This window comes from Pseudalkalibacillus sp. NRS-1564 (assembly GCF_050467905.1).
GTDB classification, from domain to species: Bacteria; Bacillota; Bacilli; order Bacillales; family Guptibacillaceae; genus Guptibacillus; species Guptibacillus hwajinpoensis_B.
Genome location: NZ_JBITPM010000015.1, coordinates 163,419 through 176,096 on the forward strand (window position 1 = coordinate 163,419; position 12,678 = coordinate 176,096).

The 12,678-nt window shown below is 42.2% G+C and carries 11 protein-coding genes; 9 read left to right on the forward strand and 2 right to left on the reverse strand.

What is annotated here, in order from left to right; all coding sequences use genetic code 11:
- Positions 1-67: 67 nt before the first annotated feature.
- Positions 68-1,627 carry a hypothetical protein gene (locus tag ACIFPW_RS08245; RefSeq protein ID WP_430243407.1) on the reverse strand — a complete coding sequence of 520 codons (1,560 nt, stop codon included), beginning with the start codon at positions 1,625-1,627 and terminating at the stop codon, positions 68-70.
- A gap of 15 nt (positions 1,628-1,642) precedes the next feature.
- Positions 1,643-2,128, reverse strand: a complete 486-nt coding sequence (locus tag ACIFPW_RS08250) for a zinc ribbon domain-containing protein (RefSeq protein WP_430243409.1) — start codon at positions 2,126-2,128, stop codon at positions 1,643-1,645.
- Positions 2,129-2,325: 197 nt separating this feature from the next.
- Between ACIFPW_RS08250 and ACIFPW_RS08255 the strand changes: the two genes are divergently transcribed.
- From ACIFPW_RS08255 to ACIFPW_RS08295, 9 genes are all read left to right on the forward strand, one after another.
- Positions 2,326-3,729 (forward strand): zinc ribbon domain-containing protein, encoded by a 1,404-nt coding sequence (locus ACIFPW_RS08255; RefSeq protein ID WP_430243411.1) that lies wholly within the window; start codon positions 2,326-2,328, stop codon positions 3,727-3,729.
- A 164-nt stretch (positions 3,730-3,893) separates the two neighbouring features.
- Positions 3,894-4,559 (forward strand): DUF4867 family protein, encoded by a 666-nt coding sequence (locus tag ACIFPW_RS08260; RefSeq protein ID WP_430243413.1) that lies wholly within the window; start codon positions 3,894-3,896, stop codon positions 4,557-4,559.
- 14 nt (positions 4,560-4,573) lie between these two features.
- Complete coding sequence (locus ACIFPW_RS08265; protein ID WP_430243415.1) at positions 4,574-6,355, forward strand: solute:sodium symporter family transporter; 1,782 nt, start codon at positions 4,574-4,576, stop codon at positions 6,353-6,355.
- A 26-nt stretch (positions 6,356-6,381) separates the two neighbouring features.
- A complete protein-coding gene (locus ACIFPW_RS08270; protein WP_430243417.1) occupies positions 6,382-8,424 on the forward strand; it encodes an alpha-glucosidase in 2,043 nt (680 codons plus the stop codon).
- Positions 8,425-8,517: 93 nt separating this feature from the next.
- A complete protein-coding gene (gene sftI, locus ACIFPW_RS08275) occupies positions 8,518-9,861 on the forward strand; it encodes a sulfoquinovose isomerase (RefSeq protein WP_430243419.1) in 1,344 nt (447 codons plus the stop codon).
- 14 nt (positions 9,862-9,875) lie between these two features.
- On the forward strand, positions 9,876-10,532 hold the full coding sequence (locus ACIFPW_RS08280; RefSeq protein ID WP_430243421.1) for a 6-phosphofructokinase: 657 nt from the start codon (positions 9,876-9,878) through the stop codon (positions 10,530-10,532).
- Positions 10,533-10,540: 8 nt separating this feature from the next.
- Positions 10,541-11,038 carry a hypothetical protein gene (locus tag ACIFPW_RS08285; RefSeq protein ID WP_430243423.1) on the forward strand — a complete coding sequence of 166 codons (498 nt, stop codon included), beginning with the start codon at positions 10,541-10,543 and terminating at the stop codon, positions 11,036-11,038.
- Positions 11,028-11,759, forward strand: coding sequence for a GntR family transcriptional regulator (locus ACIFPW_RS08290; protein WP_430243425.1), 732 nt, complete (start codon positions 11,028-11,030; stop codon positions 11,757-11,759). Before ACIFPW_RS08285 ends, ACIFPW_RS08290 begins: the two co-directional genes overlap by 11 nt.
- 15 nt (positions 11,760-11,774) lie before the next feature.
- Positions 11,775-12,665: a class II fructose-bisphosphate aldolase gene (locus ACIFPW_RS08295; protein WP_430243427.1), complete on the forward strand. Its 891-nt coding sequence runs from the start codon at positions 11,775-11,777 to the stop codon at positions 12,663-12,665.
- Positions 12,666-12,678 lie beyond the last annotated feature (13 nt).

Genomic DNA, 12,678 nt, shown 5'->3' on the forward strand with positions numbered 1-12,678 from the left:
TAAAAAGACAAAAAGAAGGAAATGTCCACCCTCAGAGGACTGAATAGGAACGAAAGACAGTCCCTTTTTATTGTGTTCGGTATCTCTTCCAATAGGCGCCACAAATGGCTAGGAGAGTTGAGTAGATAAAGCACTTAAAAAATGTAGCAATTGCCGAGAAACCAATGAATAGAAACGGGACTTCTGTTATGTCGCTAATTTCTCCGGCGAAGCTCTCCAAATTAAAGGTGAATCCTGTATTCAAGCCTGCTGCTAATAGCGACATCATAAAGGCGTATAGCAAGCCGAAGATAATCATGCGATGGAACTGAATCGCTCCTCCCTGGTGCATCCGATAACCTGCCCAAATGAATAAACATATTGGAATCAGCAAACCAATCATCATGTAAATCTTCGTGTTACCTGGGTCGCTAAATAAGTAGGTGAAAATATAAAAAGATTCATTTGTTTCGATCTTCATCCCACCAAGTACTGAATAGATCATTTGAAATTTCTCGCCTGGAATATTTATATCGAAGGTAAGGGAAGAAAGGTTCAGTGTGTTCCATAGAAGAAACCCTCCTTGAAATACGATGATAAGAAAATAACTCGCCGGAATATCTTGAAAGCTAATAAGTGAGTTATCTTCGAACATAAAGCGATAAAGGAAGAGAATCATCAAGACGATTGAGATGGAGACCCCTAGTGTGAGTGTGCGCACTCCTTCTTTAAGGGGAGAAGAAGTTAATTCTTTCATTGAACGACTGCCGTACAAACTACCAATAAACAAAAAGATTGTTCCAAGGAATAAACCACCAAATAAAGCTTTCAAAAGCGGATAGTTATTTTCAATTGATAAACTCGAAACGATTCCACCCTCTTGTGCAGAAGCTTCAAAGTTGAATCCAGCGAAAAGAGCGATCATCGCTGTCAGTAATCCGTAAATCATTCCGATAAGAAGTGAAGAAAGCCAGTATTGCTGGAGGGTACACGTTGTTTTTCGTCCATACATATATCCAGCAAGCAGTAGTGCAATGAGAGGTAGTAATAAAAGAATGAGCATTCCTGAATGGAGTTCGATCTCTCCGCTCAATAAATTTCCCGCCCCTTGCGTGTTGAAAGAAAGGGTTGAATTGAGAAGGTGAGCTGACATCCAGTAGTCTGTCATTCCATAAAAAGGTTCTACAGTTAACTCGGAATTTTCGTTGCCAAAGTAATAATAAAATTCATTAATTACTCCCGTTGGACCTAACTCAGTGAATTCTTCAAGGGTTTGCTGAAAAGTAGCGGCTTGTTGCTGAAATCCCTCCGATACAATAAACGACATAATACCAACAACTAGAAATGCGAGAAAACCGCATAGTATCGCAAGCTTTTTATTAATGGCGCTAAGATCTGGTATCGTGTGCGAGGGAGCTGTTACTTTTTCTTTTACGCGTTCTACTTTAAATGGAATGAGAGTGAGTTGAAAAGAACCGCACTGAATACAGTAGGGATGATCACAAGTATTCGATGTACCACAATCTGAACAAAACTTAGGTGATGCAGTCGTGACGGTGTGATGTTCTGTGTGAAGCTGAAATGTCCCATCAAAGGGGCAATAATTATCACCAAACGGAACTTCGTTACCACACGTTGTACAGTACATGACTTTGATCACCTCCTAGCCGTTTTTCGAACCACAACACCCACAAAATAAAGCCGTCTCAGGGATTTCTTCCTTGCAGGTGGTACATTGAACTGTCGGTACTGGTATTGGTGCTTCTGATAATTGAACTCGATTGCCACAGCTGCCGCAAAACGTATCCTCTTCATTAACGGCTGCTCCGCACTCACATACGTCACCACCCGGTTCCTTTCGCAATTGACTCTCTAAAGCTCTGTTCGCTTGATAGAGTTCTAGATCATATTGAAGAAGGCGCTCAGCTTGTTCATTTAATTCGGGTTGTTGGATCTCCCCTTTACGGATCAAACGATAGGTGAGTTCGCCAAGCTGACTAATGATTCTTGTTCGGTTTGTGGCAGCATCGCTCGCGTTTTTCTTAAGTTGTGAAACTTCCTGAGCTGTTTGAAGCTTGCTTTTTCCTTGCTGAAGACCATCTTGAAGTTTTGATAGTCCTCCGCCTATTTTAGTTTGCAAATCTGACATTATCATTCCTCCTTATTAAGTGAAATAAAAGTTTCTTGTCAGGATTTTCAGGGAGCTTGTGCTTTTCACGTACTTTTTCATAGTTATGTACAAAGTCCTTAATCATGTTAAAAAATGCATAGGAAAATAGTAGGGAAAAGTGGTCATAATTAGAAATCTCTCCCATATGATTTGGAATAATGGGTGGAGGTGGGAAGATGAATTGGTGTCATCACTGCAATAGGGAAGAGGCCGGTGCATTTTGTGTAAAATGTGGACAAAAGGTAACGAGAACAGCTCCTGCACAGGTAAAGAAAAATGGGTGGCTGTTATGGGGAGCAATCGTTGTAGGAATTATGATCGTACTAATAGGCAGTTTTTTTACATTAAGTTGGATATCTTCTCCTGAACGTGCAGTTGATCAATTTCGAGAGGCTCTGTTGCAAGAGGATTATGAAGCGATCGGGAAGGCTATTCCAAAGGTTAATCCTGTCCTTTCACATGAAGCTGAGATTGAGAGTTTTGTATCGTTATTAAAGAATCATCCAGATCAACGGACGCTGTTGCTTCAAGATTTAGAACGACAAGCAAGAGCGATAGAGGACCATACACTCCTGAGTCGAAACGAAGACTTGCTTATCCAATTGGAATTAGTAGAGGAAGGAAAAACTTTTTATCTTTTCAATGATTATGTCATTTCACCTGTACCTATTTACGTACAGCTTCATACACAATTCGCTAAAACAGCTCTATTTATTAACGAGGAAGATAGCGGCACAATTGGAGAAAAGGGGAAGAAAATGGGTCCGTTCCTTCCAGGTGACTATCATTTTGAAACAAAGTTAGAAAATGAAGGTTATAAGATGCGGGGAGAAGCGGAAGTAGAATTGATTAAACCGGGCAAACATTTAGAAGTCGACCTTCCTGTAAACGGTGCGTTTCTAACACCTGATTCCAATTATGAGGATGCTCGCTTGTTTATTAATGGGAAAGATACCGGGGAAACGATTAGCAAAACTGGTCAAATAGGTCCCTATCCAACAGACGGTTCGGTTGTGATGCATGCAGAAAAAAACTTCGAAGCTGGCGTAGTTAAAAGTCCTTCCGTTCAATTTGAAGGTGATGATGTTTATTTCGTTATTGATTATAGTGAACAAGAGCCTGTAGTGATCGAGAAGGAAGTGGCAATCGATGTTCCAGAGAGTGGTCATTATGAGACGAATGCAGTAATAGCGGCAGTAAACACGTATTTATATGACTGGATAATGGCTTATGAGAATTTAGATACGGGTTACTTTTCAAATCTAACACCTGAGCTAAATTCATATTTTGAAGATCGCTTTATTTCAGTGAAAGAAAATAATGCGGCCTTTACGGGAGTAGTGTTAGAAGCAGCTTTTGACCTCGACAGCCTCTACATCGAATCTTCCGGAAAGAAAGCAGAAATCGACGTTCTCATTACGATGGATTCAGCGAACCATGACCGAGGCGAGAGCAATGTGAAGACAGAGGTAACCTCAAGTGCGTTTCATTATAAACTTGTAAAAAGCGGAGGGGAATGGTTGATTGATAGTCGAGAAGAAGTGGATAACATCGATTTAACAAATGCTGTGGTATATTAAAGTGGTATCGCAGAGGTGGTCAGGCGCGTACCTGACCACCTCTGTGATATAAATTACTGATAATTTCAAAAAAACCATTGCAATCATGAATACGTTTACAATATAATGTTATAAAAGGTTATGATGTTTAAATAAACATTACTACTTATATCGGAGGTTCGGCTATGATTGAAATAGTAAAGGAACGGAATCCAAATCTGGATGTGCAGTCGGTTGACTCGGCAGCTTTTAAGACGTATGGCAGAATTCTTCATGATTTCCCATATGAACAGATGTCGGAGTTAATGAGGGAAACGGTTATTCCTGAACAAGGAAATCAGTACGTTCCTTCAAAAGAAGAACTTGAGGATGATCGTATCAAAAAGTTCATCGAGAACAGCTACTATGGAGGGATGCCGGTCCAAATTGGGTACTGCGACGGGAATAATTCTTCTCTTGGAGGACTTGAGTTTCATAAGGGCAGCGAGATAAACGTGGCAGTGACGGATTTTGTGCTCCTACTAGGACATATGAATGACGTTGTGGATCATACATACGATGTGAAGAACATCCAGGTATTTTATGTTCCAGAGGGCACCGCGATTGAAATGTACCAAACGACGCTTCACCTTGCTCCTTGTAAAGTAAGTGATGAAGGATTTAAATGTACGGTGATCTTACCTGAAGGCACAAATTTACCATTAGCGCAATCGCAAAGAGGGCACGATCCGCTTCTATTCATGAAAAATAAATGGCTTCTTGCTCATCGTGAACATGAACGTTTTATGGCACAGGGCGCACACGAAGGAATAGTCGGTGAAAATATAACAGTTGCTTACAGCAAGCTATAAAGGAGGACAAGCTCATGTCTGGTATTACATTCACATTAGTATCGTGCGTCTTTTTCATGGCACTTGTTGCTTGGGTTTCATACTTAAAAACAAGAAATTCAGTTAATGACTCGGATGGTTACTTTCTCGCAGGTCGTGGGTTAACAGGAGGATTTATTGCAGGATCTCTTTTGCTCACAAACTTATCAGCAGAACAGTTAATTGGTTTGAATGGACAGGCCTATAGAACAAATCTTTCCAACATGGCCTGGGAAGTAACGGCGGCTTTTGCAATTGTCATTATGGCATTAATTTTGCTGCCGCGCTATCTTGGCGGAGCCTTCTCAACATTACCTGAGTTTTTAAGTAAACGATACGATGAAAGCGTTCGTAGGTATACAGTTATTCTGTTTATGCTTGGTTATATGTTTGTAACCATTCCATCAGTACTGTATTCAGGAGTGCTTGCTATTCTTCGACTTTTTGATGTACCAGAGCTACTCGGTATCTCCTTTCAATCCTCTGTCTGGCTCGTGATTTGGGTTATTGGTATTATCGGTGCCATCTATGCGATCTTCGGAGGATTAAAAGCGGTGGCAGTCTCCGATACCCTGAACGGAATTGGTCTTCTCTTTATTGGATTAATTGTTCCAGTACTAGGTTTTATAGCACTTGGAAATGGCGACATGTTAGATGGGATAAAAACCATTACGACAGAAAACCCTGAGAAATTAAATGCAATTGGCTCAAGTACGGATTCTGTTCCGTTTTCAACGATTTTTACCGGTATGATTTTTATGAATATGTTCTACTGGGGAACAAACCAGTACGTGATTCAACGAACGCTTGGGGCGAAAAACCTTGCTGAAGGACAAAAAGGAGTTCTTTTATCAGGATTCTATAAATTAACTGTTCCGTTTATGATGATGATTCCAGGTGTTATTGCCTTTCACCTTTATGGCAGTTCAATGGATCCTGTTGATCTAGCTTATCCAACGGTTGTATCAAATTTGCTACCTACATTTATGTCTGGACTCTTTCTAGCTGTGCTTCTTGGTGCCGTGTTCTCAAGTTTTAACTCTCTATTAAATAGTGCGGCTACGATGTTTGCGCTTGATGTATACAAAGCAGGTATTAATAAAAATGCAACAGATCGACAACTAATCAATGTCAGTAAGTATTTTGGAAGCGTTCTCGCACTTGTCTCTTTTTTCATTGCGCCAATGCTGATGAACGCACCTGATGGATTATGGGATTTGATTCGCCGTTTTACAGGATTCTTTAACATACCGATCATTGCGATTGTTCTTGTGGGGATAGTTTCCAAACGCATTCCTGCGCTTGGTGCAAAAATCGCGATTATCTTCCATGTGATTACGTACTACATGCTTGTATGGGGATTAAACCAGCTATTTAGCATTGAGATTACGATGAACTTTATTCATATCTCGGCGATTCTTTTCCTTATTGAAGTCGCTATCATGATGGTCGTCGGTCGCATTAGTCCTCTTCCTGAAGCGTATGAATTTAGAGCAAACCCTAAGGTTGATATGGTTCCATGGAAGTTTACGATTCCAGTCTCTGTTGTTCTGATTAGTCTAGTTGTTATGGTTTATATCCTATTCTCACCTATTGGACTTGCTTATGCGGGTGGAATGGTTTCAGCATGGTTCTGGCCATCAATACTAGGTGCGGCTGTAGTCGGAACGCTTTGTTATCTTTTCGCATTAAAATCCTGGAATAAAAAATACTCAGGTTTTGTAACAAGAAAACATGAAGAAGCGGTAAACGCTGAGAAAAAATTTAGAAGTGCTTAAACAAAAAGTACGTAGGGGGAATTACATTGAATACACTAAAGACTAAACCTGGTTTTGAAGTGAAGCAAAATGGAGAAGAATTCGAAGTTTATTTTGACCGTCGCTTATTGTTTCGGCATTCACCTGCCCGCCCGTTTATTTTCATTGGTAGCGGTGAAGAAACGATTGATATGTATAGAGGGAATTTTAAAATAAAGGATTATGTAGTGGAACGAGTAGCTCTTCGTTATGCCACAGTGCGGTATGAAGGAGAGACGTGTCGAATTGGCTTTCGTCACTTCTCTCATGATCATGAATTACTAACAATGGTATTAAAGCAGGACAAAGATGGACTTCGCGTATCTTTCGAGCTCGTCGATCCACTCTTTAATCGCTTCTGGGTTCGCGTTGTAGCCGATGCAGATGAGAAGATTTACGGTTGTGGGGAACAGCTTTCCTACTTTAATTTAAGGGGAAAGAATTTCCCTTTATGGACATCTGAACCTGGTGTGGGGCGGAATAAATCTACGTATACAACTTGGCAGGCCGACGTGAAAGATCAAGCTGGTGGTGACTATTACAATACGAATTATCCGCAACCAACCTATGTATCTACGAATAAATATTATTGCCATGTAGAGACAACTGCTTTTGCAGACTTTGATTTTCAACGAGACGATTTTCATGAGCTGCATATCTGGGAAGCGCCAGCCTCGATTCTTTTTGAAACGGGTCAAACATATAAGGATCTCGTTGAAAAACTAACTTCTCGTCTCGGCAGACAACCCGAGCTGCCGGAGTGGACATATAATGGCATCTGGCTCGGAATGCAAGGAGGAACAGAACGAGTACAAAATAAGCTTGATCGTGCTATTGGTAAAGGGATGAAAATCGGTGCTGTTTGGTGTCAAGACTGGCAGGGAAAGCGTGTGACATCATTCGGTAAGCGATTAATGTGGAATTGGAAATGGAATCCGGAGGAGTACCCAGAGCTTGACCAAAAAGTGAAAGAATGGAAGCAAAAAGGGATTCGTTTTATGGGCTATATTAACCCATATGTCGCTGTGGAAGGTGATCTTTACCGTGAAGCTTATGACAACGGCTATCTTGCTACAGCGTTAGATGGCGGTGATTATATCGTTGACTTTGGTGAGTTTTATTGCGGCGTGGTCGACTTTACAAACGAAGCAGCATGTGAATGGTACGAAGATGTCATTCAAAAGAACATGATTGATTTTGGTATGGACGGGTGGATGGCCGATTTTGGTGAGTACTTGCCGACTGATCTAAGACTTCACAATGGTGAATCTGCTACAAAAATGCACAATGCTTGGCCAGTGATGTGGGCAAAAGTGAATCACAATGCTGTAAAGAAAGCTGGACGATGGGGCGATGTTGTTTACTTTATGCGCGCAGGATACTCAGGAAGTCAGGGGTATTGTCCACTTCTATGGGCTGGTGATCAAAGTGTCGATTGGAGCCTTGACGATGGTCTTGCATCTGTTATTCCAGCTGCTTTATCTGCTGGAATGAGTGGGAATGGCGTTCACCATAGTGATATCGGCGGATATACAAGTCTTCATGGGAACAAGCGGAACAAAGAACTGTTGCTTCGCTGGGTTGATATGGCGGCATTCACTCCCGTCATGCGAACGCACGAAGGCAACCGTCCTGACGATTGCTTCCAGTTTGATCAAGACGAAGAGACGCTTGAGCATTTTGTGAAAATGACGAACGTTTATACAGCACTTAAGCCTTATCTTAAAGAGCTAAGCAAAGAAAATGCTGAAAAAGGAATTCCGATGCAACGTCCATTGTTTATGGAATATGAGAATGATCTAGCCTCTTATGACATTAAATATCAATATATGCTTGGATCAGATATGGTTGTCGCCCCGGTTTATGAAGAAGGAAAAGAAAACTGGTCCGTGTACTTACCTGAAGATGAATGGGTTCATTTATGGAGTGGCAAAGAGATGCGTGGAGGACAAGTTGAAGTAAAGGCTCCAATCGGAGAAACTCCTGTTTTCTATCGAAAGGGTTCTTCTTATGCAGACGTATTCCAAAAAGCAGCCGTTGAGTTAAAATAAGAAAGTAAATATAAAGGTTACTACCTATTTTAAAACATAATAATGTATGATATAGTATTTGTAACAAACAGAGGAGAAAGGTTGTGACCAATCGTGGCTAAAACAAGCATTCTATATGTACCAATTGGTAGAAAAACGTTTGATCTTGAAGCGGGGGAACTACAAAGAAAGAAAAGTTCAGAATTTCTTCATAGTGTGACGGCAAATGTGATTGAGCCTGAAGAGATCATCACATCACCTGAAGATCTAGAAGCATTTCTTGAAAACGTTAACAGCGAAGACATTGTTGCTAGTATTTATCAAAGCGTCACGTTTGCGGACGGTGAATTCATTGAGGCCCTCATTAAAAAAGTAGAAGCGCCAGTGATCGTCTGGTCCGTTCGTGAACCAAGTGTTGGCGGGAGACTTCGCTTAAACTCCTTAACCGGCGGCAATAGCACAAGTCATGTGCTTCGATGTGCGAATCATCCATTTAGCTTTGTATTTGGGAATGGCGATGAAGCGCAGGTGCAAAAGAAAATCAAGATTCAGCTAAAGGTTCAAAAGGTGATTGAAGATCTTAAAGGTCTCACCATTGGTGTGATCGGGGAGCATCCTCCAGGCTTTTTCTTCTCAGGAACGGATGAAGAAGCCTTGCAGAAACAGCTTGGTGTGACAGTGAAAAACTTTGATTTAAACAAAGCGTTTGAGGAATGTGTGAAGCTCCCTCGGGAAAGATGGGAAGGCGCGATTGAACGAGCGGAGCAGCAAGTAATTGGCCTTAATCGTAACGAAGAAACTGTTCAGCGGTTTGCTCAGTTTACAACGTACGTGCAGGAGCAAATTGATGCGGAAGATGTTTCGGCGCTTGCGATACGTTGTTGGCCTGACTTTTTCAATGAACTTGGCGCTGCAGCATGCTCAACTCTTTCTCAATTTACAGAAGACGGTGTGGTTTCATCGTGTGAATCGGATATTCATGGTTCCGTTTCGATGTTTATTCTTCAGCAGCTAACAGGAAGCGCCCCATACCTTGGTGATATGGTTCACGTGAACGAGGCGAGTAATTCAGTTGTGTTCTGGCATTGCGGCGCAGGCGCGTATTCGCTTGCACATCCTGATCAAGGCGCTCGACCTGGCGTTCATCCAAACCGTAAGCTCGGCTTTACGATGGAATTCGGTTTAAAGCCAGGTCGCGTAACGATGTTCCGAGTTGGTTATACGCCAGAAGGTTATCGCTTGTTGGTTATGAGGGGGAACGCATTGGATACGCCGCAGCGCTTCAATGGTACGTCTGTCGAAGTGGAACTGGAAACGGAAATAAATGATACGCTATACGGCTTAATGGAAGAGGGCTTCGAACCACATTACGCCATTATTTATGATGATGTTGCTGATGAGCTTGTTGAACTTGGTAAGCAGCTTGGGCTTGAGACGACGATCTATACGAAGAACTGAAGGGAGACAGTTGCATGAAAAAGGTCGCCATTGGCCAGGCCGGGGGACCTACGGCCGTCATTAATGCTACCCTCGCAGGGTTTGTGAAGGAAATCGAACGAGATCATGCCCTGCTTTTTATTCAAAATGGTTATGAAGGACTTGCGCACGGAATGTATCTTGACGGAGATAGTGAGATGCTTAGTCGCGTTCATCTACATCAGGATGTCCCGGGTGCGTGCCTTGGTTCTGGACGCTTTCCGTTAACAGATGAGCATATTGAAAATGGTGTGCGCTTGCTTCAGGCGCAGGGTGTCGATGTGCTTGTTTTTATCGGTGGTAATGGAACGATGGAGGCGCTAGCCAAAGTAGAAGCCGAAGCGAGAAGGCAAAACGTTTCGCTTCAGGTTCTTGGACTCCCTAAAACGGTTGATAATGACCTTGGAGGGACGGATCATGCGCCAGGTTTTGGAAGCTCAGCACGATATGTCGCCCAGGCCACAAGAGATATGAGCCGGGATCTCGCGTCGATGCAGAACTTTGAAAAGGTCAGGGTTCTTGAAACGATGGGAAGAAATGCCGGCTGGCTTTCCGCAGCGTCAGGGTTATTACAAGAATATGAAGAAGAAGGCCCTCATTTTATCGCTATACCTGAGCGCCCTATAAAAAAGAAGTCCTTCTTGAGAATGTAAATACGGCTTTGAAGCGGTTTGGTTACGCAACAGTCGTTGTAAGTGAAGGTGTTTTATTTGGGAATAGTGGTCAGGTTGAGAGAGGAAATGTGGATGGCAGAACAATACTGGGTGGCATTTCAAGTCAAGTGGCTCACTTTTTGAAAAATGAGCTAAGCGTTATGACAAGGGCTGAACTCCTAGGAATGAATCAGCGAAGCTTCTCCGCAGTCATATCAGATGTTGATCGAGAAGAAGCTTATACGGTTGGAAGAGTTGGCGCTGAATGGATTCGTGAAGGATTATCAAACGTTATGGTTTCAATTAAAAGGAATGCTCATCATCGTTATTCGGTGAGAATGCTTCCGATTGAACTTGAAAAAGTTGTCGCAGCTGGTGAACGTGTGTTGCCTGATGCGTTCATTCAAAATAAGAAGGCTTACTATGAATGGTTGAAGCCGCTCATTGGAGAAGATCTTGCGACGTATCCACCACCTATAAAGGGGAATGAGATCTATGTCGATTAATCAGATTGATCCAAATGGGGATGCTCTTTATCTCCAAATCAAAGATGTCCTTATTGAGCGCATTCAGACTGGTGCGTGGAAATCGAATACGCTCATTCCAACAGAGCAAGCGCTCATTAAGGAATTCGGTGTGAGTCGAACAACAATTCGTCAGGCAATTACGATTCTCGTTCAAAATGGACTGCTTGAGAAAAAGCAGGGCCATGGGACCATCGTCAAGCCTCATCAATTGGTTGGGAATCTCGGTCAGCTGAAAGGTTTTGCGGAAGAAGTAATGGAAAAAGGTCAAGTTCCTTCGTCAAAGGTTATCCGAGCTGAATTCAAACATAACCTTTTCCATGAAAGTGAAATGCTCCAAGTGGCAGAGGGGTCACCTATTCTACTAGTAGAACGAATACGATTTGCTGATGAGACGCCAGTTGCACTTGAACGCACATGCTGGCCAGAATCGATTGGCAAGCTACTTATTCAACATGATTTAAATGAAGCGAAATACTATGAAATACTCGAAAACTATCAGATTTATTTAAACAAAGCACAAGAGCGAATTACAGCGATTAATGCGACATTGGACGAAGCAGATTCTTTGGCGATACGTCCAGGTGAAGCGCTACTGGAAATGACACGTCTCAGCTATGGACTGAATGACCATCTAATAGAATACACCAAAACGAAATACCGAAGTGATCAGTACCACTACAATATTGAATTGAAGCGATAGAAGGGAGAAATGGTTATGCCATTTATTAACGGAAAAACAATGCTGGATCATGCTTTTCAAAACGGATATGGGGTAGGTGCTTTTAGCGCCCATAATGCGGAAACAGTGCTCGCAATTTTTGAAGCAGCTGCTGAGGAAAAAGCACCAATTATGATTCAAGTTGGACAAAAGGTCATTCAAACGCTAGGCATGGAAGCATTAAAGGGTCTAATTGATACGTACGAAAAAGAATTTGATGTTCCTGTTGCGATTCATCTTGATCATAGTCGTCAGTTCGAACAAACGATGCAAGCTATTCAAATGGGCTTCCAATCCGTTATGTTCGATGGGTCAGGTTTATCGTTTGAAGAGAATACGGCGATAACGAGGAAAGTGGTCGACATTGCAAGAGCACTAGAGATTGGTTCTGAAGGAGAGATTGGTAAAATCGGCGGAACGGAAGATGATATTACCGTTGATGAAAAGGACGCCCTTATTACAACTACTGAAGAAGCTGTTGCTTTTGTAGAAGCGACAGATGTTGATTATCTCGCTGTATCAATTGGAACAGCACACGGTATTTATAAAGAAACGCCAAATCTTCGGTTCGAACGATTGAAAGAAATTGTGGAGGCAGTCGAGCGGCCTGTCGTTCTACACGGCGGTTCAGATGTGCCAGATGAGCAAGTACAGCGCGCGATCTCTCTAGGTATTGCGAAAATCAATGTTGATACTGAGCTACGTCAAGCTTTCACTAGAGGCGTGCAAGAAGCTTTTGGCGAAAATCAAAATGACATCGTGCTCGCAAGCTCACTTGGTCTTGGTCGTCTACGAATGAAGGAAAAAGTACAAGAAAAGATTCGCGTATTCGGAAGTCAGGGAAAAGCAGAAGAACTTTTGTCAGAGAAAAAGGTCGTAACGTTATAAAAAGGGAGGATGA